At 45.4% G+C, this 24,175-nt stretch carries 26 protein-coding genes; 25 read left to right on the forward strand and 1 reads right to left on the reverse strand.

The annotated features are described in order from the left end of the window. Position 1: 1 nt before the first annotated feature. The 7 genes from yfmH to LA20533_RS06600 all read left to right on the forward strand — a co-directional run bounded on the left by yfmH (position 2) and on the right by LA20533_RS06600 (position 7,672). Positions 2 to 1,237 (forward strand): EF-P 5-aminopentanol modification-associated protein YfmH, encoded by a 1,236-nt coding sequence (gene yfmH, locus LA20533_RS06570; protein ID WP_056945960.1) that lies wholly within the window; start codon positions 2 to 4, stop codon positions 1,235 to 1,237. After that, positions 1,234 to 1,959 (forward strand): elongation factor P 5-aminopentanone reductase, encoded by a 726-nt coding sequence (gene ymfI / locus LA20533_RS06575; protein WP_056945961.1) that lies wholly within the window; start codon positions 1,234 to 1,236, stop codon positions 1,957 to 1,959. Before yfmH ends, ymfI begins: the two co-directional genes overlap by 4 nt. A 61-nt stretch (positions 1,960 to 2,020) precedes the next feature. Beyond that, the gene (locus LA20533_RS06580) at positions 2,021 to 2,905 is read left to right on the forward strand and encodes a helix-turn-helix domain-containing protein (protein WP_056945962.1); all 885 of its coding nucleotides are present in this window, start codon (positions 2,021 to 2,023) and stop codon (positions 2,903 to 2,905) included. Position 2,906: 1 nt separating this feature from the next. Next, positions 2,907 to 3,494, forward strand: a complete 588-nt coding sequence (gene pgsA, locus LA20533_RS06585; RefSeq protein WP_054745904.1) for a CDP-diacylglycerol--glycerol-3-phosphate 3-phosphatidyltransferase — start codon at positions 2,907 to 2,909, stop codon at positions 3,492 to 3,494. A 151-nt stretch (positions 3,495 to 3,645) separates the two neighbouring features. Then, positions 3,646 to 4,725, forward strand: a complete 1,080-nt coding sequence (recA, locus tag LA20533_RS06590) for a recombinase RecA (protein ID WP_056945963.1) — start codon at positions 3,646 to 3,648, stop codon at positions 4,723 to 4,725. Positions 4,726 to 4,876: 151 nt separating this feature from the next. Further along, positions 4,877 to 6,451 carry a ribonuclease Y gene (gene rny / locus LA20533_RS06595; RefSeq protein WP_056945964.1) on the forward strand — a complete coding sequence of 525 codons (1,575 nt, stop codon included), beginning with the start codon at positions 4,877 to 4,879 and terminating at the stop codon, positions 6,449 to 6,451. 93 nt (positions 6,452 to 6,544) lie between these two features. Beyond that, on the forward strand, positions 6,545 to 7,672 hold the full coding sequence (locus tag LA20533_RS06600; RefSeq protein ID WP_056945965.1) for a glycosyltransferase family 4 protein: 1,128 nt from the start codon (positions 6,545 to 6,547) through the stop codon (positions 7,670 to 7,672). A gap of 19 nt (positions 7,673 to 7,691) precedes the next feature. Here the strand turns inward: LA20533_RS06600 and LA20533_RS06605 are convergent, their stop codons facing one another. After that, positions 7,692 to 8,351 carry a YigZ family protein gene (locus LA20533_RS06605; RefSeq protein ID WP_056945966.1) on the reverse strand — a complete coding sequence of 220 codons (660 nt, stop codon included), beginning with the start codon at positions 8,349 to 8,351 and terminating at the stop codon, positions 7,692 to 7,694. A 31-nt stretch (positions 8,352 to 8,382) separates the two neighbouring features. On the opposite strand from LA20533_RS06605, the gene LA20533_RS06610 reads away from it, so the two are divergent. From LA20533_RS06610 to lgt, 18 genes are all read left to right on the forward strand, one after another. Beyond that, on the forward strand, positions 8,383 to 9,702 hold the full coding sequence (locus tag LA20533_RS06610; protein WP_082611543.1) for a DEAD/DEAH box helicase family protein: 1,320 nt from the start codon (positions 8,383 to 8,385) through the stop codon (positions 9,700 to 9,702). Then, positions 9,692 to 10,411 (forward strand): ComF family protein, encoded by a 720-nt coding sequence (locus tag LA20533_RS06615; protein WP_054745908.1) that lies wholly within the window; start codon positions 9,692 to 9,694, stop codon positions 10,409 to 10,411. Before LA20533_RS06610 ends, LA20533_RS06615 begins: the two co-directional genes overlap by 11 nt. A gap of 81 nt (positions 10,412 to 10,492) precedes the next feature. Continuing rightward, the gene (hpf, locus tag LA20533_RS06620) at positions 10,493 to 11,047 is read left to right on the forward strand and encodes a ribosome hibernation-promoting factor, HPF/YfiA family (protein WP_054745909.1); all 555 of its coding nucleotides are present in this window, start codon (positions 10,493 to 10,495) and stop codon (positions 11,045 to 11,047) included. 131 nt (positions 11,048 to 11,178) lie between these two features. After that, complete coding sequence (secA, locus tag LA20533_RS06625; RefSeq protein WP_056945967.1) at positions 11,179 to 13,575, forward strand: preprotein translocase subunit SecA; 2,397 nt, start codon at positions 11,179 to 11,181, stop codon at positions 13,573 to 13,575. 66 nt (positions 13,576 to 13,641) lie between these two features. Continuing rightward, positions 13,642 to 14,758, forward strand: a protein-coding gene (gene prfB, locus LA20533_RS06630; protein ID WP_141322552.1) for a peptide chain release factor 2 whose coding sequence is annotated in 2 segments (ribosomal slippage) — positions 13,642 to 13,692 and positions 13,694 to 14,758 — 1,116 coding nt in all. Because the reading frame shifts where the segments join, the coding sequence is not laid out codon by codon here. Between the two features lie 14 nt (positions 14,759 to 14,772). After that, positions 14,773 to 15,468 (forward strand): cell division ATP-binding protein FtsE, encoded by a 696-nt coding sequence (gene ftsE, locus LA20533_RS06635; protein WP_056945968.1) that lies wholly within the window; start codon positions 14,773 to 14,775, stop codon positions 15,466 to 15,468. Beyond that, positions 15,449 to 16,339, forward strand: coding sequence for a permease-like cell division protein FtsX (ftsX, locus tag LA20533_RS06640; protein WP_056945969.1), 891 nt, complete (start codon positions 15,449 to 15,451; stop codon positions 16,337 to 16,339). The genes ftsE and ftsX overlap by 20 nt, the downstream gene beginning before the upstream one ends. 15 nt (positions 16,340 to 16,354) lie before the next feature. Next, positions 16,355 to 17,215, forward strand: coding sequence for a phosphate ABC transporter substrate-binding protein (locus tag LA20533_RS06645; protein WP_054745912.1), 861 nt, complete (start codon positions 16,355 to 16,357; stop codon positions 17,213 to 17,215). Positions 17,216 to 17,224: 9 nt separating this feature from the next. Beyond that, entirely contained in the window at positions 17,225 to 18,154 is a 930-nt protein-coding gene (pstC, locus tag LA20533_RS06650) for a phosphate ABC transporter permease subunit PstC (protein WP_056945970.1), read from the forward strand. Beyond that, positions 18,151 to 19,038, forward strand: coding sequence for a phosphate ABC transporter permease PstA (gene pstA / locus LA20533_RS06655; protein WP_056945971.1), 888 nt, complete (start codon positions 18,151 to 18,153; stop codon positions 19,036 to 19,038). The genes pstC and pstA overlap by 4 nt, the downstream gene beginning before the upstream one ends. A gap of 9 nt (positions 19,039 to 19,047) precedes the next feature. Then, positions 19,048 to 19,854, forward strand: coding sequence for a phosphate ABC transporter ATP-binding protein PstB (gene pstB / locus LA20533_RS06660; RefSeq protein ID WP_056945972.1), 807 nt, complete (start codon positions 19,048 to 19,050; stop codon positions 19,852 to 19,854). Positions 19,855 to 19,864: 10 nt separating this feature from the next. After that, positions 19,865 to 20,635: a phosphate ABC transporter ATP-binding protein PstB gene (gene pstB / locus LA20533_RS06665; protein ID WP_056945973.1), complete on the forward strand. Its 771-nt coding sequence runs from the start codon at positions 19,865 to 19,867 to the stop codon at positions 20,633 to 20,635. Between the two features lie 12 nt (positions 20,636 to 20,647). Next, a complete protein-coding gene (gene phoU, locus LA20533_RS06670; RefSeq protein ID WP_056945974.1) occupies positions 20,648 to 21,325 on the forward strand; it encodes a phosphate signaling complex protein PhoU in 678 nt (225 codons plus the stop codon). A gap of 93 nt (positions 21,326 to 21,418) precedes the next feature. Then, entirely contained in the window at positions 21,419 to 21,670 is a 252-nt protein-coding gene (locus LA20533_RS06675; protein ID WP_075362819.1) for a PspC domain-containing protein, read from the forward strand. Further along, positions 21,670 to 21,936: a DUF3329 domain-containing protein gene (locus tag LA20533_RS06680; RefSeq protein ID WP_054745914.1), complete on the forward strand. Its 267-nt coding sequence runs from the start codon at positions 21,670 to 21,672 to the stop codon at positions 21,934 to 21,936. Before LA20533_RS06675 ends, LA20533_RS06680 begins: the two co-directional genes overlap by 1 nt. Before the next feature lies 1 nt (position 21,937). After that, positions 21,938 to 22,294, forward strand: coding sequence for a phage holin family protein (locus LA20533_RS06685; RefSeq protein ID WP_054745916.1), 357 nt, complete (start codon positions 21,938 to 21,940; stop codon positions 22,292 to 22,294). Positions 22,295 to 22,379: 85 nt separating this feature from the next. Then, the gene (gene hprK, locus LA20533_RS06690; RefSeq protein ID WP_054745918.1) at positions 22,380 to 23,324 is read left to right on the forward strand and encodes an HPr(Ser) kinase/phosphatase; all 945 of its coding nucleotides are present in this window, start codon (positions 22,380 to 22,382) and stop codon (positions 23,322 to 23,324) included. Positions 23,325 to 23,335: 11 nt separating this feature from the next. Continuing rightward, positions 23,336 to 24,169, forward strand: a complete 834-nt coding sequence (lgt, locus tag LA20533_RS06695) for a prolipoprotein diacylglyceryl transferase (protein WP_056946400.1) — start codon at positions 23,336 to 23,338, stop codon at positions 24,167 to 24,169. The last annotated feature ends 6 nt before the right edge of the window (positions 24,170 to 24,175 follow it).

Below are 24,175 nucleotides of genomic sequence, written 5' to 3' on the forward strand. Positions count from 1 at the left end.
TATGACAGAAATGATTGAAACGAAGAAATTTGAAAATGGGTTCGAGCTGATTCTGGTGAACAAACCGGGATTCAGCAAGAAATTCGCGGGAATTATTGTTGATTATGGTAGCAGTGACCTGACGAAAGAGGACCTAGCCTATGCAGGCTCTGCCCATTTCCTAGAGCATAAGCTCTTTGCAAAGCAGGATGGTGATATTTCTGAGGTTTTCGAGGAAAATGGTGCAAACGTGAATGCCTTCACCTCGGTCAATGAGACAATGTACTACGCGGTTTTTGTGGACAACTTAGAGAAAAACCTGCAATTATTGTTCAAGCTAATTGGCGAACCCTTCTTCACTGAGGAGAACGTGGCCAAAGAGCGCGAAATTATTGTGCAGGAGCTGCGAATGTACCAGGATGAGCCATACTGGCGCCTCAATCAGGCGCTCATGAACAACCTCTATCAAAATGAGCCGTTAAGTCTGGACATTGCCGGGAGTGAGGAAAGTCTGGCGCGGATTTCACCTGCAAGCCTCCTGGCTATTTACCGTAAGTACTATACCGCCGAAAAGATGAAGTTAGTGATTGCTGGTGATGTGCATTTTGCCAACATAGTTAAGGCGGTCGCACCACTTGTCAATGCGTTACCTGTGACTACGACGCCTATGACTAATCCGGTTTTTGATCAGATGGGGGTGCACAACGAGCGGATTACCCTGACTGGTAAAACAGCGCACCCACGCCTAATTATTGGCCTCAAATTGCCAGACTTTAAGCAATTTCTACCAAGCAATGATTTAATGCAGACCCTAATTGAAATTATGTTGGATTCTAAGTTCGGTGAGCTGAGTACGAGCTATCATTCGCTGCAGCAAGATGAGTTACTTCAACAAGAGCCCTACCTAAGTGTCAGCTATACGCGCCAGGGTAATTATGCTAAAATCATGGCACAAACGGATCAACCAGACGAGGTCGTGGAACGCCTATTGACCACACTGAATGATGGTGAGTTCTCAAAACCGATTTTTGAATTACAGAAGAAAGAATTAATTGCCAAATCGTTTAGAACGATGGATGCGATTGATAACCTGGCAATAGAGGTTGCCGAGAGTCGTATCGAGGATGAGGATTACCTCTTAAATGTCGAACGGCTGCAACAAATTACGTATGAGCAGTATGTTGAGCTGGTCAGTGCGGTAATGGCACAGACGCGGGTGACGGTGGCCGTGTTAGAGAAGGAACAGGGTGAATCATGAAACGTGCAATTGTTTTCGGTGCTACCGGGGGAATTGGGCAGGCAGTAGTAGCGGATTTGGCTGCTCGTGGCTGGTCGCTTTATCTGCAATATAATCAGCAAGCCGAATTGGCACAGAATATGGCAACTGATTTGGGGCGGCGGTATCAAGATCAAGACTTTCTGCCCTTTCGGTATGATATGGCAGAAAATCAGCAGCCGGCAGATTTTTTTGCTGATTTTCTGGCAGTCAATGCCCTGATTTTTGCCCAAGGGGTGACGGATTACCACTTGTTTGCTGCTCAGTCGAACGAAACAATCGACCGAATTTTGCAGATCAACCTGGTGCAACCATTAAAAATCGTTAAATATTTTGAGCCACAATTGTTAAATACGAAGCATAGTCGCATTATATTCATAGGCTCTGTTTATGGCAGAAACGGCAGTGCACTTGAAGCGGTTTATAGTACCACTAAAGGTGGCTTATCGGCGTTTGCTAGTGCCTATGCCAAAGAGGTGGCAACGGCTGGTTTAACGGTCAATGTGGTGGCTCCCGGTGCAGTTGCTACTCCGATGACGGCGGACTTTTCAACAAACGAATTGACTCAGTTGAAAGCGGAGATTCCGGTCAGCAGGATTGCTGAGCCACGGGATATCTCTTACTGGGTTCAGAATATTGTGGACGAACGCGCAGATTATTTGACAGGACAAACAATTTACGTTGATGGTGGCTGGTTGGTCTAAAATTAAAATTTTTTATGGTATAATTGCACAAGCAGATAATGAAACATGAGGTAGAGGTTAAATGGAAGATATTGGACAAAAGCTAAAAGAGGCCAGAGAAGCTAAAGGCCTGTCCATACTCGATATTGAAGAGAAAACAAAAATTCAAGGGCGTTACCTTAATGCAATTGAGGATGGGGAATTCGATAAGCTCCCCGGCGATTTCTATGTTCGTGCGTTTATCAAGCAGTATGCTTCTGTTGTAGGACTTAAAGGTAGTGAGCTGTTAAACGACTTTCACCACGAAGTCCCTAAGACTCAGCCTGAAGAGTATGTTGAGAACTCGATTGATAATAAGAGTCAGCATGTGAGAGAGACGACCGAGAATAAGAAGGGCCTATGGAAGAACTATATTCCCCACGTTCTTGTTGTACTCGGAATTATCGCAGTGATCGCCATTATCTATCTTGTTTACGCGAATTTTTTCGCTAAACCAAATACTACAGAACCGGTGAAGGACGACGTTGTAGTCACTAAGAAAGTTGAGAGCTCGTCTTCGAAGAAATCAAAGAGCTCAAAGAAAGCAACAAAACAGTCGACGACTAAAGAAGACAAAGTGAAGATTGTTGAAAATGGTGACTATAACTATCAAGTATCCGGTTTGCAAAATGACCAGGGTAAACTAGTGATTACGAGTCCAGAAGCAGATGTTTGGCTAAGTGCTGTAGTCGATGGAACAACAAGCTGGCAGGGTACGGTTAGCGCCGGTCAAGAACATTCAATTAGCCTAGAGGCTGGCGTGCAAACGGTGCAGTTAAACGTTGGTAATACAACTTCTCTGGCCTTAGCGATTGCGGGCGAGAAAGTCCCTCTACCAACCAATACCAGCAATAATCAACCGAGAACGATTACCTTTACTTTTGCAAAGTCAGTTTCTGAAGATACCGAAGGAACAGAAGGAAATTAAGATGAATTTACCAAATAAGCTTACAGTGTTTCGGATAATTCTCATTCCAGTATTCATTATCTTGTTGGCGTTCAATATTCCAGCTGGCAGTGTTGATGTACTGGGTACGGGAATACCGGTAGCACAAATAATTGCCGCAATCATTTTTATCGTTGCCTCCTTGACGGACTTGCTAGACGGTAAAATTGCCCGTAAAAATCATCTCGTTACTAACTTCGGTAAATTTGCCGATCCGTTAGCAGACAAGATGCTGGTGATGACTGCGTTCATCTTCTTGGTTGAACTTGGCAAAGCACCAGCATGGGTTGTGGCCATCATTGTCTGCCGGGAGCTAGCCGTGACCGGGCTAAGGCTTTTAATCGTTGAGCAGGATGGTCAAGTATTGGCCGCAGCAATGCCCGGTAAGATTAAGACGACGACACAGATGCTTTCAATTATCTTCTTGTTGCTCAATGATATCTTCTTTGCTGCAATTAATGTACCGGCAGGCACTATTTTGCTGTACATCTGCCTCTTCTTTACGATTTACTCGGGTGCAGACTACTTCATTCAGAACAAAGCGATTTTCTCTGATACTTTTGAAAAATAATTAAACAATCCAGATGGATTGTTTTTTATTTTGCGTATATATACTTAGAACAAAATTCATTAGAACATTTGTTCGCAAAAAGCTTGTCTTTTTAATGACTAACAAGTAAAATTACATAAGTAAGACACCAACACGGTGTAGGAGGTAAATAGTGGCTAAAGACGATAAACAAGTTGCCTTGGAGCAAGCACTAAAAAAAATTGAGAAGAATTATGGTAAAGGCGCGATCATGCGGATGGGCCAAAAAGTTGATACACAGATTTCGACCGTTTCAACGGGGTCAATTGCATTAGATACCGCAATCGGTGTTGGCGGCTATCCTAGAGGAAGAATCGTTGAGATATATGGCCCTGAGAGTTCGGGTAAGACTACAGTGGCGTTGCACGCTGTTGCAGAAGTCCAGAAGATGGGCGGAACCGCCGCATATATCGATGCCGAAAATGCGATGGACCCTGCATATGCAGAGGCTCTAGGTGTGAACATCGATGATCTCTTGTTGTCCCAACCGGATACTGGTGAACAGGGACTGGAAATTGCTGATGCGCTTGTTGCCAGTGGTGCAGTTGATATTATTGTTGTCGACTCTGTAGCAGCACTTGTGCCGCGAGCTGAAATAGAAGGCGATATGGGCGATGCTCACGTTGGTTTGCAAGCTCGTCTGATGTCGCAGGCGTTGCGTAAATTATCTGGTTCCATCAATAAGACGAAAACCATCGCTCTTTTCATCAACCAAATCCGGGAGAAGGTCGGTGTAATGTTTGGTAACCCAGAAATAACACCGGGAGGCCGAGCACTTAAGTTCTATTCAACCATCAGACTAGAGGTGCGGCGAGCTGAACAAATCAAGAACGGGACGGATGTTTTGGGTAACAGAACCAAGATCAAAGTGGTGAAGAATAAGGTTGCTCCTCCGTTCAAAGTCGCTGAAGTTGATATCATGTATGGTAAGGGAATCTCACAAACTGGCGAACTGGTTGATATGGCTGTTGAGAAGGACATTATCAAGAAGGCCGGTGCCTGGTACTCATATGGCGATGACCGAATTGGCCAAGGACGTGAAAATGCCAAGAACTATCTGGCGGAGAATCCCGTTGTCTTTGCCGAAGTTAAGCAGAAGGTCCGCGATGCATTTGGAATTGATGAAGATCAAAAGGCTGAATCTGGCGGTGTAGAAAAAGACAGCAAGGCAGCAGCAACAAAAAAGCAGACGCCAGCTGAAACTGAAGAATAAACATAAAAGATACGTAGTGTCTTTTTATTTTGCCGATTTCACCTTATTTGGTAACATTTAGTGCCCATGCCAGTTGACATCATGTTAAATCACAATTAAACTTGGAATTGTGTAAATAATCTAAAAAAACAACACAGCGATAGGGGACAAAATGAATAACATAATTTTGACAATCCTCGCGGTCGCAGTTTTAATGCTATTATTCGGACTCGGTATTGTTGCCGGGGAGAAACTTCGTCAAGCTAAACATGAGAAAGAATTAGATCAGGCTACCCAAACGGTAGCTGGAATTCTTGCCACTGCCAGAAAAGAAGCGGAGAACCTTAAAAAAGAGAAGGTTTTAGCTGCTCAAGATGAAACTCACAAGTATCGTCAAGAGGTTGAGGCAGAGCTTAAAGAACGGCGTCAAGAACTTCAAAAGCAAGAGAACCGGCTTGTGCAAAGAGAAGAAACACTTGATCGCAAGGACGAACTAATTGAAAAGAAAGAGAATCAATTAGCGCGGCGCGACGAGAAACTCAACGAGCAACAACAGGAATTAGCACATAAAGATCAAGTAGCAAACGACTTAATTGAACAAAGACAAGAAGAACTGCACCGGGTTGCTCAACTCAGCGAAGATGAGGCCCGTAAACTAATCTTAGATGACCTAAAAGATAGTTTAGTTAGTGAACGTGCACAAATTATTCAAGATAGTAACGAACAGGTTAAGAACTCTGTAGACAAGTTTGCCAAGAAACTGATAGTTGAAGCAATTCAACGCTCTGCAGCAGATACAGTATCTGAGACCACGGTCTCAGTTATTAATTTGCCAAACGATGAGATGAAGGGGCGTATTATCGGACGTGAGGGCCGTAATATCCGCTCGTTTGAGGCACTAACCGGAATAGATTTAATCATTGATGATACGCCGGAAGTTGTTGTACTTAGCGGTTTTGATCCAATTAGGCGAGAGATTGCTAAACGCACACTCGAGAAGCTGATTGAGGATGGTAGAATCCATCCCGCCAGGATTGAAGAGATGGCTGATAAGGCCCGTAAAGAGGTCAATGATGATATCTATCAAGCCGGTGAAAGTGCGTTGATGGAGCTTGGCATCCACAACATGCACCCCGAATTAATTAAAGTACTAGGTCGCTTAAAATATCGTACTAGTTATGGTCAAAATGTCTTGGACCATTCAATTGAAGTTGCCAAACTAACTGCAGCACTTGCTGCGGAACTTGGTTTAGATGAAAAACTTGCAGTCCGTGCAGGATTATTACACGACATCGGCAAAGCAATCGATCATGAAATAGAGGGTACACACGTCGAAATAGGCGTGGAATTGGCTAAGAAATATCATGAGCCGGATGTAGTTGTTAACGCAATTGCTTCCCATCATGGTGATGTTGAGCCAATCTCATTCATTTCCGTTCTGGTTTCAGCAGCAGACTCAATCTCCTCGGCTCGTCCGGGTGCGCGGTCTGAGTCGCTTGAGAACTACATCAGACGGCTTGAGAAACTCGAAACAATTGCCAATAGCTATGATGGTGTCAAACAAGCATATGCAATACAAGCAGGACGCGAGATTAGAATTATGGTTGAGCCTGATAAAGTGTCAGACGATCAAACCGTTATTTTAGCCCGTGAAATCAAAAATAAGATAGAGACCGAGTTGGAATATCCGGGGAACATCAAAGTTACCCTAATTAGGGAGAAACGGGCGGTCGAAGTTGCCAAATAAGGATTTAGGTGGAAGCCTAGGTCCTTTATTTTATTGTCAGTCTCTGCCTGTACTTGTATAATAGACTTTATACGTAGAAGAAAGTTGAACTCAATGTTTAAAATTATCGTTCTGTTATTCTCACTCATACTTATTTCGGCTGTAATTACGCCGTTCATTAGGAAACTCGCCTTTGTTTTCGGAGCTGTTGATAACCCAAACGCACGGCGAGTTAATAAGAAACCAATGCCGACGATTGGCGGGTTAGCGATATTTGTGACCTTCAATATCGGCTGCTTTATTCTGTTACGCAATCAATTTCCGACGCATGAATTATTCAGCATCTTCCTAGCAGAGACAATTATCGTACTCACGGGCTTAATCGATGATATCTTGGAGCTCAAACCGGGGCAAAAGATGCTCGGTATTTTCGTAGCTGCCTTAGTAATCTACTTTCTTGCCGGTATCAGAATGAACCAAATTGTACTGCCCTTCATTGGCACATTTACCCTTGGTTGGTGGAGTTTTCCTATCACGATTTTCTGGATTCTGGCGTTGACGAACGCCGTGAACCTAATTGATGGACTGGATGGCCTCGCTACGGGGGTCTCGCTCATCAGTTTGTTCACAATGGGGGTAGTCGGTTTCTTCTTCTTGAACGTCCACGAATTCTACGTGCCTTTGTTGGCCTTCATGTTGGCTGCCACGTTGTTGGGCTTTCTCCCATACAATTTCCATCCCGCAAAAATTTTTTTGGGCGACACGGGCGCACTGTACTTGGGCTTCATGATTGCAGTCCTATCTCTTAAGGGACTGAAAAACGTTACGTTTATCTCATTGCTGGTACCGATTATCATCCTGGGGGTCCCAATTACAGATACGGTCTATGCAATCATTCGGCGATTGCTCAATAAAAAGCCCGTTTCGGAGGCAGACAAGCACCATTTGCACCACCAATTGATGGAGATGGGCCTGTCGCACCGACAAACCGTATTAGCAATTTACGGACTGTCCTTCATCTTCTCGTTCATCTCACTGCTGTTCATCCTAAGTCCCGCGTGGGGGACCTGGTTCTTACTTGCAGGCCTAGTGGTAGGGCTTGAGTTATTCGTGGAAACGATTGGCCTCCTCGGGGAGAAATATAAACCATTACTGCATCTGCTCAGCCGCATAATTATCAAAATGAGTAGACGTGATCCCGTGGTAGAAACCGAAAAGGAACAAAAAAATAAAGATAATTAATCTGCTGCTTGGCAACGGTCTAATTATCTTTTTTATTTTGCATAGATCGGCCTATTAACGTTTCGACGAAACGCGGCTCACCAACCGTAAATTCTACTTGACCGCGTAATAACTCGGATAGATCATTCTGAACAGGTTCGACCTCTAGCGGGTCAACAAAGATCTCAAAGTCCACGGCAACACCATAATCCTGGTGTGCTATTGCGATATTGTGTGCCTTTAAATAATAGTCGATATTTCCTAGTTGGTCGTATGAAATCGTAAATTTGAGCGCAGTTTGGCGACTGCGCAACACGATACCAATCTCCTTCGCTCCAGTTGAAACGGTGCCGTTGTATGCACGAATTAGTCCTCCGGCACCAAGCTTAATGCCGCCGAAGTAGCGGGTGACAACAACCGCAACATTTTTCAGTTGCATAAGCTTTAGCGCCTCAAGCATGGGTACGCCAGCAGTTCCGGCGGGCTCACCATCATCGTGTGCTCGTTGAACCTCGTCATGCTCTCCTAAGACATAGGCGCTGCAATTATGCGTTGCTGAGCGGTGAATTTGCCGGACTTCCTTAATGAATTCTTGTGCTTGTTTCTCGTTCTCAATGCGGGAAAAGGTGGCAATAAAGCGACTTTTGTTGATTATCTGTTCGTAAGTCCCGGTTTCTTTAATTGTTAAATATTTCTGCATGGAAATGCCTCCTTTTGGCGTACTTATAGTTATGATGATCAATACAAACAAAATCGAATTTGAGAAATTACATGGGCGTCAAATTAGCGTTCCCGCCGCCGCACTCAAGGAATATCCTGCGCGGTATGAGCGTGTGCCAGCAATTCGGCAAGTTGATACTAGTTATTATTGTAGCCGGTGTAACAGTATTTGCAACGCATTTCTACCCGGACAAATTGCATATTGCAGGGAATGTATCGGACTGGGACGGGTGACTGCAAACGATTATTTGGTGCGCATTCCCGACGCTCCACGTCAATTGCCACAGGATAGTGTCTTAAGGTGGACTGGTAAATTAACGCCTGCACAGGAGAGGGTTAGTCGAGACTTAATGGCATCCTTCACGACTAAGAGTAATCACCTCGTGCATGCGGTGACCGGCGCAGGAAAAACCGAGATGCTATTTAAGGTGGTGGCTACGGCCCTTTCGGCTGGCAACAGGGTCTGCCTAGCTACACCGCGCATTGACGTTGTGAACGAGTTATTCCCGCGGTTCAGTCAAGCTTTTAGCAATACCAAGATTGGTAAGTATCATGGTCAGGAATACAGCGAACCGGAGAACGATCAACTTGTGATTTGCACGACGCACCAACTGCTGAAATTCTACCACGCCTTTGAGTTAGTCATCATTGATGAAGTTGATGCCTTTCCTTACCGCGACTCCCGTTTGCTGGCTTTCGGCGCGGCTACGGCGCAGAAGCTGTCTGGCTGTACATTTTTTCTGACCGCAACACCAGCAAAAGAACAGCTGGCGCTAGTGAAGAAGAATCAGTTGCATTATAGCTTGTTGTGTCGGAGATTTCATGGCTTCGATCTCCCCGTACCACAGGCTAAATTAGTTGTGGGGGCAACAATTAGTCAAAAGGGACGAATCAACTGGATAATTATCAAAGCCATCCGCAAATTGATTGCGCTGCAGAAGCCGTTGATGATCTTCGTACCCAAAATAGCGCAGCTGGATTCCTATTATCGTACACTGAGTAAACTATTTCCTACTGTGGCGATGGCGTCAGTCCATGCCGGGGATGCCGAGCGAATCGAGAAGATTATGCAATTTCGAGCAGGTGAGCTTGACCTACTCCTCACCACGACGATTCTGGAGCGTGGGGTGACAATCAGAGAAGCTCAGGTAATCGTGCTCGATGCTGATGATCGGATATACAATACGGCCTCCTTGGTCCAGATAGCTGGTAGGGTGGGCCGAGCAGCAAATGACCCCAGTGGTCAAGTCTACTTTTTCTATCATGAATACCGCGAATCGATTCAAAAAGCAATTAAGCAGATTAAGAGGATGAATAAACATGGAAAATAATCGCTGTCTTATTTGTAACCAAGAGCTGGTGATTCAGTTTGATTTGGCTCAGTTCCTGATACCGGTGTTAAATAAGCAACGAAGAACGCAATCTGTTAATGATGGGGGAGTGCTTTGTGCTGACTGTCGCCAGACTTTTGTCCTGATTGGCCCCGAATACTGCCCGCAGTGTGGTCGTCACCAGCAAAATCACGATATCTGTCTGGATTGTATCCGCTGGAACAAAAGTGGTGTACCGCTAGTGAATCATGCCCTGTTTCGATACACCGACTCGATGCACGACTTGATGCGGCGCTATAAGAGATACGGTGATTATGTGTTGGTAGATGCGTTAAAATCCTTGATCGCAGACCAACTCAAGGAAGTAGTTGCTAGTGGTAGATTTGACTATTTCATCCCACTGCCAACTGATCCACTGCATGTTCAGAGTAGAGGATTTGATACAATAACCAGTATTTTCGACACGCTGGTCCCCCTAACACTGGTGTTGACAAAGGAGTCTACTGAGAAGCCCCAGTCCCAAAAGAATAGGCAGGAGCGGATGCAGACGAAACAAACCTTTGTCTATTGTGGAAGTATGCCGTTATCCGGCCGTGGCCTACTCCTAGATGATCTGTATACAACCGGACGGACGTTCTATCATGCACGGGATGCAATTCAGCTCCACAATCCCAATTTGCAGCTGGAAAGTTTTTCTATAATTAGGTGAGTATTTATTACGCATAAATTTCGAACTTTGCTATAATAAGAGTAAAGAAAGCGCCTCCGGGTGCTTGAAAGGAGAATCATTATGCTAAGTTATAATGTCCGCGGTGAAAATATTGAGGTAACAGATGCTCTGAGGGAATACGTTCAGAAACGTCTAGCTAAGCTTGATAAGTATTTTGAAAATGATCCTGAGGTTATCGCCCATGTAAATTTGAAGGTTTACACAGACAGAACCGCGAAGGTCGAAGTTACTATTCCACTTCCTTACCTTGTTTTACGCGCAGAAGAAACAACTGATGATATGTATCGCAGTATCGATAATGTTTCTGAGAAACTTGAGAGACAAATTCGTAAATTTAAAACCAGAATTAACCGCAAGACTAGGGAAAAGGGCATCAAGGACTTCTTGCTTACAGACTCTGATGGTGAGGAGGCTGTAGAAACTAAAGATGAGCAACTTGATATCGTGAGAACTAAGCAAGTAAACCTGAAACCAATGGATCCAGAAGAAGCAATTCTCCAAATGGACATGCTAGGTCATGACTTCTTCATTTTTGAAGATGCTGATACGAATGGTACAAGTATTGTCTATCGTCGGCAAGATGGCCGGTATGGCTTGATTGAAACCGATGAATAAATAGTTTATAGTAGAAAGAGCCCGAAAAGGCTCTTTTTTTAATGTAATAGTAATTTTATTAATTGGAATAAAATGTTAAACTGTTACAAGTGCAAAGATTCAATTCAAAGATTAACTGAGGAATTTATTAGATGGCAAACTTTTTAAGAAAACTCGTTGACAATGACAAACACGAGTTGAAGAGATTTGAAGCAATCGCTGACCGTGTTGAGGCACTCGCAGAAGAATATTCTGCCATGTCAGATGAGGAGCTGCAGGGAAACACCCCGAAATTTAAGGAGAGGTTGAAGAACGGAGAAACACTCGACGATATTCTGGTTGAGGCATTTGCTACCGTCCGTGAAGGCGCAAAACGTGTTCTGGGACTCTACCCATTCAAGGTGCAAATTATCGGTGGTATCTCACTTCATGAGGGGAATATTTCTGAGATGATGACTGGTGAAGGTAAGACCTTGACCGCCACCATGCCGGTTTATTTGAATGCCCTAGAAGGTCAGGGAGTCCACGTTGTTACCGTTAACGAGTATCTTTCTACCCGTGATGCGACAGAAATGGGCCAATTATACAACTGGCTTGGCCTCTCAGTTGGTCTAAATTTGAACTCTAAGAGTCCTGATGAGAAGCGTGAGGCCTATCAGGCGGATATTACCTATTCAACCAATAGTGAACTAGGTTTCGATTATTTACGGGATAACATGGTGGTCTATAAGGATCAGATGGTTCAAAGACCACTGAACTATGCGGTAATTGATGAGGTTGACTCAATCTTAATTGATGAGGCTAGGACACCTTTGATTATCTCCGGGCAGGCTTTCCAAGGCTCTGGTGACTATCTTCGTGCAGACCGGTTTGTTAAGTCGCTTGTTGCGGATACAACTGATCCAAAGGCCACTGACGAGGAGAACGGGGATTACAAGATCGACTGGCCAACCAAAACAATTAGTTTGACTAATCAGGGAATTAAGAAGGCAGAGAAGAATTTCGGCTTAAATAACCTGTATGACATCGAGAACGCTAGTCTCGTACACCACATCGACCAGGCTCTGCGGGCTAACTACATCATGCTAAATGACATTGATTATGTTGTTCAAGATGGTGAGGTAATGATTGTTGATTCATTTACTGGACGCGTCATGGAGGGCCGGCGTTATTCAGATGGACTCCACCAGGCCATTGAGGCCAAAGAGGGTGTGAAGATCCAAGAGGAGAACAAGACCCAGGCCACAATCACTTACCAGAACTACTTCAGAATGTATAAGAAACTCTCAGGAATGACCGGTACTGCCAAGACAGAAGAGGAAGAGTTCCGCGAAATTTACAACATGCAAGTTATCACGATTCCAACTAACCGCCCGTTAGCACGTGTTGATCAACCGGACTTACTCTACCCGACGCTAGACAGCAAGTTTGCGGCCGTTGTCAAAGAAATTAAGGCACGCCATGATGTGGGTCAACCAATGTTGATTGGTACTGTCGCCATCGAATCGTCGGAGCGTTTGTCGCATCTACTTGACCAAGAGGGGATTCCTCATGCAGTCTTGAATGCGAAGAACCATTTCAAGGAAGCAGAAATTGTCATGAACGCGGGTCAACGTGGCGCAGTAACGATTGCCACCAACATGGCTGGACGTGGGACAGATATCAAGCTCGGACCCGGTGTTAAGGAGCTTGGTGGTCTAGCAGTAATTGGAACTGAAAGACATGAATCACGACGGATTGATAACCAATTGCGGGGCCGTTCTGGTCGTCAAGGTGATCCAGGTGAAACAAGATTCTATCTTTCACTTGAAGATGATTTGATGAAACGTTTTGGTTCAGAAAAAGTCAAATCATTCTTGGATCGAATCTCGAATAATGACGATGACAAGGTGATTGAGAGTCGGTTGATTACCCGTCAAGTGGAGGGTGCGCAGAAACGAGTTGAAGGTAATAACTATGACACGCGGAAACAAACACTCCAATACGATGATGTGATGCGGACGCAACGTGAGATCATTTATGGCGAGCGTATGCACGTCATTGATGAGCAAGAGAGTCTAAAAGATGTGTTATTGGGTATGGTTAACAGAACAATCTCACATCAAGTTGACCTTTATACTCAAGGAAACAAAGATACTTGGAACATTGATGCCCTGTATGATTTTGTCATCAGCTCGATTACTTCGGAAGAGAAAGCTAAGCAGCTTGATCTAGGTAGCATGACACCAGAAGAAATGAAGGAAGCACTCAACAAACTTGCTTCGGAGAATTATAACGAGAAGCAAGATATGTTAAGCGATGCATCACAAATGCTCGAGTTTGAGAAAGTTGTCATCTTGCGAGTAGTTGATGAGCGCTGGACCGACCACATTGATGCAATGGATCAATTGCGTCAATCAATTGGCCTTCGTGGATATGGTCAACTTAATCCGCTTGTTGAATACCAAGAAGCAGGTTACCAAATGTTTGAGGAAATGGTAGCCAATATCGAATTTGATGCAACCAGACTATTCATGAAAGCACAAATCCGTCAAAACATTAGACGATAAAATATCAATCAGGATGCATAGTAAATCATGCCACCCTGATTTTTTTATAAAAGGAGATTACTTTAGATGGAAATTAGTGATTTAAACAGGACGTTAACGGAAATTAACACTAAGCTAAAACACTTTAGGGGGTCTCTTTGACCTCGATGCGCTAAACGAGGCAATCGCCATCAATGAACAGAAAATGGCTGAGCCAGAATTCTGGAATGATAACAACGAGGCACAGCAGGTTATTGATGAAACCAATCAACTACGGCAGAAGCACGATAGTTTTCACGAGTTACAGGAAGCGTACGATGAGGCTGCCGTTAGCCTGGAGATACTCCGTGAGGAATATGATACGGAGATTGCCCAGGGCTTGGAACGAGACCTGACAGATTTAACTGCAAAAATGAAGTCATATGAGTTGAATCTTTTATTAGCGGGTGAGTATGATAAACATAACGCATTGCTCGAAATTCATCCTGGTGCCGGTGGCACAGAATCGCAGGATTGGGGCTCGATGTTAATGCGCATGTACCAAAGATGGTCCGAACAGCACGGCTTCACCTTCGAAGTGACAAACTACGAACCAGGTGACGAGGCCGGCGTTAAGAGCGTCAGCGTGATTATCAAGGGTGAGAATGCCTTTGGACTCTTAAAGTCCGAGCATGGTGTGCACCGGCTAGTGAGAATCTCTCCGTTTGATTCCGCTAAGAGACGACACACCTCATTTTGTTCAATCGAAATTACACCGGAAATTGACGACACAATTACGGTGGATATCAATCCAGACGATTTACGCGTTGATGTTTTCAGGTCAAGTGGCGCCGGTGGACAGCACATCAACAAAACTTCCAGTGCTGTAAGAATTACCCATTTACCAACGGGAATCGTGGTCTCATCGCAGGCCCAAAGATCCCAATTTCAAAATAGGGATACAGCCATGAGCATGTTACGTGCTAAGTTGTTTCGTCTAGAGGAGCAGAAGAAGGCTGCGGAGAAGGCTAAACTCGTTGGTGAACAAATGGATATCGGTTGGGGCTCTCAAATTCGCTCTTATGTATTTCATCCATACACGATGGTCAAAGATCATCGGACTAACTACGAAACAAGTAATGGTAACGCGGTGATGGATGGTGATTTAGATCCGTTCATCTATGCCTACCTTCAATGGTTACTCAGTCAGGAAAACCCTAATTAATGTAAGGAGAGACAATGATAGAATTAATCAACGTCAATAAAGATTATGATAATGGCGTTAAGGCAATCGATAATTTAAATCTCAAGATCGAACAGGGTGAATTTGCCTACCTTGTGGGACCAAGCGGTGCGGGTAAGTCAACGCTAATCAAATTGTTGTATCGGCAAGTTAAGCCGACCTCTGGTCAGATTATGGTCAATAATTTCAATTTGAATACCATTACGGATAAGGAAATTCCTACACTTAGGAGAACGCTTGGCGTGGTCTTTCAAGATTTCAAACTTTTACCTAGACTAACCGTATTTGAAAACGTCGCCTACGCACTACGCGTAACCGAGACCCCGGAGGAGCAGATTCCGGAGATGGTTAATTCAGTGCTACGGATGGTTGGATTAGAAGAGCGGGCAGCAATGTTTCCGAACCAGATTTCTGGTGGTGAGCAACAAAGAATCGCCATCGCTCGTTCAATCGTGAACAAACCAAGTGTCCTAATTGCCGATGAGCCGACTGGGAATCTGGATCCAAACACGACGGAAGACATCATGAAGCTGATTGAGGAGATTAATCAGTCCGGTACGACCATCCTCATGGCAACGCATAATCAGGATATTGTGAATACACATGTTCATCGTGTGATCGAGATTGAGCATGGCGTCAAGATTCGTGACGAAGAAGGAGGGAATTACATCAATGAAAACCGCAACAATTAATTTCCACATCAGAGAAAGTTTGAAGAGTCTGAAGAGAAATGGTTGGATGACCGTTGCTGCAATTTCCGCCGTTGGTGTAACGCTACTTCTAGTTGGTATCTTCTTGAGCGCCGTATTTAACATCAATAAGATCTCAAATGACATAGAGAGCGATGTTCGGGTTAGAGTCGCCATTCAAAAGGACACGACTAAGGCTGAGCGTGAAAAACTGACTACCGAAATTTCCAAGGTAGATGGCGTGGATACAATTAAGTTCTCGAGCAAGGAGAATGAATTAAAGAAACTGGTCAAAGTTTATGGTAGCTCCTTCTCCATGCTTGGTGGTGACTCAAATCCTTTGATGGACATGCTCATCATTAAGGCGAAGAATGTATCTGAGACCAAGAAAATCGCTCAGTCCGTGAAGAGTCTCGAACATGTGTCCGAGGTAAATTACGGTGGTAATAAAGCGAAACAGCTGTTTAATATTATGGCAACGGTTAGACGAATTGCCCTGATTTTCTCAATTATCCTGCTCTTGGTGGCAATCTTCTTGATTGCGAACACAATCAGAATTACAATCATCTCGCGGGGCAATGAAATTGAAATCATGCAGTTGGTCGGCGCAACCAATCGGTTTATCCGGACACCATTCATTCTTGAGGGGGCATGGACCGGTATTTTGGGTTCCATCATCCCCATAATTATTGTCGACTTAGTTTATCAATTTGTCTTCAAAAGCATGTCTGTTGGCTTGGCGAACGCGGGTTATAGTCTGTTGAGCCCCGCAAGCGTGCTGATCGGCTTAGACTTGCTAATCGTGGCGATTGGTGCCGGGATTGGCGCTTTAGGATCAGTTATTTCAATTAGACGTTACCTCAAACTTAGTTAATTAGGGAGTCCTCGAATGCGCAAGAAGTTTGCACTTTTATTCTTGATTACGATTTTAACAACCGTCCTCAGTGCGTGTTCGCTTGAGCAAAAGGGCGAAGTGGTTAGTGCGGTAGGATCAAGTGCACTACAGCCTTTGGTCGAAGCCGCGGGCGAGCAGTTTACGAAGCAGCACCCAAGTGTTTACATTAACGTTCAGGGGGGCGGTAGCGGAACCGGGCTCGCACAGATTCAGGCGGGAGCCGTCGATATCGGCAACTCCGACCTCTACGCGGAACAAAAGTCTGGTATTGATGCGACTAAGATTGTCGGTCAGAAGGTGGCTGTGGTTGGAATCACGCCAATTGTCAATAAGTCGCTCGGGGTAGCTAGTCTCTCTTTGGCCCAGTTACGCGATATTTTCCTTGGGAAGATTACTAACTGGCGGGATGTCGGTGGCCCAAATCTGAAGATTGTACTGGTCAACCGGGCTCAGGGCAGTGGGACGCGTGTGGCCTTTGAAGACTCGGTACTTGAGGGGCAACAGCCCGTTAATGCACAAGAACAGGATTCAAACGGCATGGTGCGGCGAATTATCGCAAGCACGAAGGGCGCCATCAGTTATGTTGCTTTCAGCTACGTGAATGATACGGTCAAAACTGTCAAGTTAAACTCCGTGGCACCGACACAGAAAAACGTGACGACAAACGCTTGGCCGCTTTGGGCTTACGAGCATATGTATGTAAGCAAGAAGCCCACTCAGAGTACTAAGAAATTCATGCAGTTTATCATGAGCGATACCGTGCAGAATTCTGTTGTAAACAAAATGGGTTACATCGCCATTAAGGACATGCAGGTCGAGCGCTCGATGGCCGGTCAAGTTACCAAGATTAAGTAGGAGAAAAATATGCAAGATGAAATTCGTGCTAGCCTGTTGAAGAAATCTAAGGCTGCTAAACGCGAACTTTTCGGAAAAATCATTTCGGGAATCGCCATCGCATTAATTATTGTGGTCGTTGCTGCAATTTTTCTTTTTGTGGCAACCAAAGGAATTGCAACCTTCACGACTGACAAAGTCAATCTGTGGGACTTTCTGTCAAAGACCGTCTGGAATCCTGGCAATAAGGGGGCCGACGGTCAGCCAGAGGTCGGTGCCTTGGCCATGATTGTCGGCTCATTTCTGGTGACGTTTCTGGCTGCAATTTTGTCAACACCATTTGCAATCGCTGCGGCTATCTACATGACGGAGATCAGTAAGAAGCGTGGGCGGAAGATTCTCCAGCCGGTAATTGAATTGCTGGTCGGAATTCCGTCTGTGGTTTATGGTGTCATCGGGTTGTCCGTTGTCGTGCCATTTATCAAAAATATTTTTGGTGGTACGGGCTTCGGTATTCTGGCCGGGACGTTCGTCTTGTTCGTGATGATCTTGCCAACGGTGACTTCGATGACGGTTGACGCTTTAAACGCGGTACCCGATTATTACCGCTCAGCTTCGCTCGCACTCGGTGCGACCAGGTGGCAGACCATCTATAAGGTGGTTTTACGGGCCAGCCTACCCGGTATTTTGACCGCGGTGGTATTTGGAATGGCTCGGGCATTTGGCGAAGCACTCGCCGTCCAGATGGTTATTGGTAATGCCATCTTGATGCCACATAACTTGGTCACACCTTCGGCAACACTGACTAGTGTCCTAACGATGGGGATGGGTAATTCGGTCATGGGAACGCTCAGCAATAATGCACTGTGGTCCCTCGCACTACTCCTCTTATTGATGTCATTACTGTTTAACCTGGTCATCCGGCGTATTTCAAAGAAGGGGGGTAACTTTGGGCGATGAATGCAAAAAACGTTGATAAATTAGCAACCAAGATTATTTATTTCATGGCGGGCGTGATTGTCTTGATTCTCGCCTTCTTACTCAGTTACATCCTTATCCAGGGCGTGCCGAATATTAGCTGGCGTTTCTTAACTACGCCGGCGAAGATCTTTGAGGCTGGTGGCGGAATTTCGGTTCAGCTTTTTAACTCGTTTTACCTCTTGATTCTGTCGATGATTATTTCGCTGCCCATCTCTATTCTGGCCGGTATTTACTTGGCCGAGTATGCTCCGAAAAATAAGGTGACCGAATTCGTCAGAACGGCAATCGAAATATTGAGTTCGTTGCCCTCGATTGTTGTGGGCTTGTTCGGCTTTTTGGTTTTCTCAATTCAGATGGGTTTTGGCTTCTCCATCCTCTCGGGAGCGCTAGCCTTGACCGTCTTTAATCTACCCCTGTTGACCAGAAATGTGGAGGAGTCGCTACTCTCAATTCACTTCACCCAAAGGGAGGCCGGCCTTTCACTTGGCCTTTCGCGCTTCGAAACCGTCGTGCACGTCATTGTGCCCGAGGCACTGCCAAACTTGGTTACAGGAATGATTCTGGCGGCTGGCCGGGTGTTCGGGGAGGCTGCGGCCTTGATTTATACCGCCGGCCAAAGTTCGCCTATCCTGGATTTTAGCAACTGGAATCCGCTCTACATTAATAGTCCCTTGAATCCATTTCGTCCTGCCGAAACCTTGGCAGTTCATATTTGGAAGGTTAATGGTGAGGGAATTATTCCGGATCTCGACGCCGTCTCCGCAGCATCGTCGGCGGTTTTGATCATTGCTGTACTGATTTTTAATCTTGCGGCCCGTTATTTTGGTAAGAAGTTATATCGCCATCTGACTGGCGTGAAGTAGAGGACTTTGATGACTGAAGAAAAACAAACTAAGGCAATTATTGATTTAGCAAAGTTGAACAAGGAGATTGCCGTTGAAACCCACGACCTCCATGTCTATTACGGCGAGAAGGATGCCATCCACGGTGTGAGTCTGCAATTTGAGCGAAATAAGATTACGTCGTTGATTGGTGCTTCTGGTTCCGGTAAGTCGACGTACCTGCGCTCAATCAACCGAATGAACGATAACATTCCCCATACGAAAGTGGAGGGGGAGATTATGTATCGCGGCCTGGATATCAATAGCGACGCAATCGATGTCTACGAGATGCGCAAGCACATCGGCATGGTCTTCCAACGCCCCAATCCTTTCTCAAAGTCGATCTACGACAACATCACGTTTGCCCCCAAACGTCATGGTCTGCATGACAAAAAAGCGCTTGACGAATTGGTCGAGACGACGTTGAAACAGGCAGCTCTCTGGAATCAGGTTAAGGATGACCTCGGCCAAAGTGCTTTAGCTCTGTCCGGTGGGCAACAACAGCGGCTCTGCATTGCACGGGCAATTGCGATGAAACCCGATATTCTATTGATGGACGAACCCGCCAGTGCGTTAGACCCTATCTCGGCCGGAACTGTTGAAGAGACCATGATGGACTTAAAGGCCAACTACACGATCATTATCGTGACGCACAATATGCAACAAGCAGCGCGGATTTCGGATTATACCTGCTTCTTCCACTTGGGGGATGCAGTCGAGTACGACGAGACACGCAAGATTTTCACAACACCACAAGTACAACTGACCGAAGACTACGTCTCAGGCAGATTTGGCTAGGAGGAAAACGATGAATCCAAATCAAGAACCCATAATTTCTGCCTCCGATGTGCATCTTTTCTACGGCAAGAACGAGGCGTTAAAGGGCATCTCGCTTGATTATTTCGAACACGAAATCACGGCGATGATTGGCCCGAGCGGATGTGGCAAGTCCACTTTTCTGCGGACGCTTAATCGGATGAATGACCTGATTGACAACGTGACCATCACAGGTTCCGTCAAGATTGACGGTCGAAATATTTACGCGCCAACTACCGATACTGTGGCTCTCCGGAAAAAAGTGGGCATGGTTTTCCAACAACCAAACCCATTCCCATTCTCGATCTACGATAATGTCGCCTATGGCTTGCGGCTACAAAAGAACGAGTACACGAAGGACGAGATGGATCAGATTGTTGAGGAAAGTTTACGGGCCGCCGCCGTGTTCGATGATGTGAAGGATAAGTTGAACGAGAGCGCACTCTCACTTTCAGGTGGCCAGCAGCAAAGAGTCTGCATCGCGCGGGTCCTTGCGGTGCAGCCAGAAGTGATTTTGATGGACGAGCCAACAAGTGCGTTAGATCCCATCTCTAGTGCGAAAATCGAGAACATGTTGCTTGAGTTAAGGGACAAGTACACGGTTATCATCGTGACCCATAACTTGGGCCAGGCATCCAGAATATCTGATCGGACGGCCTTCTTCCTACAGGGGCACTTGATTGAGTATAATGAGACCAAGAAGATGTTCTTGAATCCGGACAGGCAAGAGACAGAAGACTACATTTCAGGAAAATTTGGTTAGAGGAGATTTGACATGAGAGCAACATTTGATGAAGAAATTGCCGATTTACATGAAAGCTTTGCGGCGATGGGGCACATGGTGAGCAAGAATATTAAGCGAGCCGTCGACTCCTTTATCGAGCACGATAAGGCAGGTGCTGGTAAGGTGATTGACTACGACCCGAAGATTAACGAACTGGAAGTCCAGCTTGAAAAAACCTGTTTCGAGTTGATTGCACTCCAACAACCCGTTACCAGTGACTTGCGGCGAATTGTGACTGTCATGAAGGCGAGCTCGGATCTGGAGCGGATGGGCGATCATGCGGTCAGCATCGCAAAGGCGACGATTAAGGTGAAAGGCACGACCAGGGTCTACGAGATTGAGCAGGCAATTGATGAGCTGGCAAACGTCGTCTTAGAGATTGTTGACCAATCGCTCCATGCATACCGCCACGAGGACGAGGAGGAAGCAATTACTGTTGCCAAGATGGATGATCAGGTGAACGAACTCTCACACAAGATTCATAAGCAAATCGTGGTCGAGATGAAGAAGGACGCGGATACGATACTTGGTAACACCTACTACATGCTTGTCGCGAGCTACCTTGAGCGAATTGGTGACTATGCAACCAACCTCTGTGAATGGGTTGTGTACTTGAAGACGGGTAAGATTGTGGAGTTGAATAACAACGTGCGTAAAGACACTGTTTAAGATTACATAAAAATCGTCGGAGATGAGAGCCGCGTATTTATTTAACAACCGAGTTGCTGTAAAATATTGATTAGTTGATAAGAAGGAGCAAACATGAACAAAAAAATTTATCGTTCTACCGATGATCGACTATTAGCTGGTGTAATCGGTGGTCTAGCAGAATATTGGTCAATAGATAGCACGAAACTAAGAATTATTTTTGCTATTTTGTTGGTAGTTTCACTTAGCACGTTAACCCTGTTGTACCTATTATTGTGGTTCATCATCCCCCAGAAGCCGTCCACGACAGACTTTGTTGAGGAAGATGTGGTCGACGAGACGAACGATCGAGAGGAAGAGAATTAATGAGTGGTTTTCTAGCAATATTAATACTGGTTTTAATTGCGGCGTTGATTATTAGTATTTTCTTCGGTGCCATTGCCTTCGTCATCCGCTTTGCTGTGCCTATCTTGGTGATTGCCTTGGCTATTTGGCTCTATAATCGGTACAAGAAGCCAACTAACGGTTCAACCGGGACAACAAAGACCTACACGAATTCAACTAGTCAAGACACAACTAGAAAAGAAGCCCGTGACGTTGAAACAAATGACGTGAAGGCCGACGAGCAATAGGATGAAGTTTATAATCAGAGTGTTCATCAACGCATTGGTCCTAGTCGCGCTAGCGGGAATGTTCCCCGCGATGATTGCCGTTGAAAGTTTTGGCTTTGCGCTCTTGGCAGGCCTGTTCATCACCATCATCAACGGAACAATCCGCCCGCTGTTGCAGTTGCTAGCGTTACCAATCTCCTTTCTGACCTTTGGTATTTTCGCGTTGATTATCAACGGAATTTCCTTAGAGTTGGCAATTAGCTTCGCCGGCAATCAAATTGTGATTAATGGTTTCTTCAATGTTATTATTGTTTCGCTTGTACTGTCATTCGTACAAAGCTTGGTCTTCAAGTTTCTAAACGAAAATTTCAAATTTTAAAAAAGCGCCCTGATTTTTAGGCGCTTTTTTAGTACCTAAATGGTAAACTGGAACAAGTAAGTTGATTAAATCGTGAGGTATAAAAATGACTGAGAACGTGAAAATTAGCGACATGGTGCACGATAACGGCCTGAAGGTTTATGCGGGCGCTGATTACCTGAAGAATAAATCGGTGGGCGTGACGGATATTTCCCGTCCCGGGTTAGAACTGACCGGCTACTTTGACTTCTATCCGCATGAACGGATTCAGTTACTTGGAATGACCGAGGTCTCCTATGCGAATGAACTCACGCAGGAGGAACGCCTGAGCGTGTTCGACCGGATGTGTAAAGAAGAGGATACCCCCTGCTTCTTAATCTCCCGGGGGCTAGCTGCACCTGACGAACTGTTAGAGAAGGCGACTGAGTACAAGATTCCGGTTCTTAGTTCTCAGTTATCGACAACAAGACTCTCGAGTGTCATTACCGAGTACTTAGAATACAGGCTGGCAGAACGGCGGAGTATCCATGGCGTGCTGGTCGATATCTATGGTCTAGGTGTCTTGATTATGGGTAGTTCCGGTGTTGGTAAAAGTGAGACTGCACTGGAACTCGTGAAGCGGGGCCACAGGCTAATCGCTGACGATCGAGTTGACGTCTTTCAACAAGACGAGAAGACGGTGGTCGGTGAGGCGCCAGCCATCTTGAAGCACCTCCTGGAGATTAGAGGAATTGGCATCATCGACGTCATGAATCTCTTCGGTGCAGGAGCAGTTCGGGCCTCAACCCCAATCTCACTTGTTGTTAACCTCGAGAATTGGGACAATGATAAGAACTATGACCGTGTCGGTTTCGAGACGGAATCCATGCCGATTTTCGACGTAAACATCCCGAAGATTACCGTACCAGTGAAGGTTGGACGTAATCTGGCCATCATTATCGAGGTTGCCGCCATGAACTTCCGTGCGAAGAATATGGGCTACGATGCCACCAAGAAGTTCGAGGAGAACTTGGCGAACCTCATCCAAGACAACACAGAGAAGGAGCAATAATTGTGCAATTTATCGCTAACGCAATTGATCCGATTGCATTTCGTTTCGCCGGCCGCGACGTTCGTTGGTATGGTATTTTAATTGGAATAGGGATTGTCATCGCCGTTTGGATGTCCATGGCGGAGGCGAAAAGACGCCAGATTATGCCGGACGATATCATTGATCTGTTGTTGTGGATCGTGCCGATTGGCTTCATCGGAGCGCGTGCTTATTATGTCATCTTTGAGTGGGGCTACTATTCAGCCCACCCGGCGCAGATTTTTGCCATCTGGAACGGCGGAATTGCCATTTATGGTGGACTAATTGCCGGCCTCATTACCCTGATTATTTTCTGCTACTACAAAGTTTTGCCAGCATGGCTGGTCTTAGATATCATCACACCAGGCGTGATGGCTGCACAAATACTCGGACGTTGGGGTAACTTTATGAACCAAGAGGCATATGGCGCTAAAACAACATTGAGCTTCCTCCAAGGGCTTCATCTACCCCAGTTCATCATCGATCAGATGTGGATCAACGGTGCATACCGGCAACCCACATTTTTGTATGAATCATTCTTCAATCTGATTGGACTGATTATCATTCTGGCATTACGCCACAAGAAGGACCTTTTCAAACGTGGTGAGATCGTGCTTAGCTATGTATTATGGTATAGTGTAGTTCGATTCTTCGTTGAGGGGATGCGGACTGATAGCCTGTACATCTTCAACACGATTAGGGTCTCACAGGCGTTGTCAGCGGTCTTGTTCTTCGTCGTCATCGGTCTGTTCATTTACAGACGGCGCGTGACTAAGCCTGAGTGGTATCTGGCGGGCAGTGGGTTGAAGTACCCATATCATCGGTAAAAAGTG

The organism is Amylolactobacillus amylophilus DSM 20533 = JCM 1125 (genome assembly GCF_001936335.1).
GTDB classification, from domain to species: Bacteria; Bacillota; Bacilli; order Lactobacillales; family Lactobacillaceae; genus Amylolactobacillus; species Amylolactobacillus amylophilus.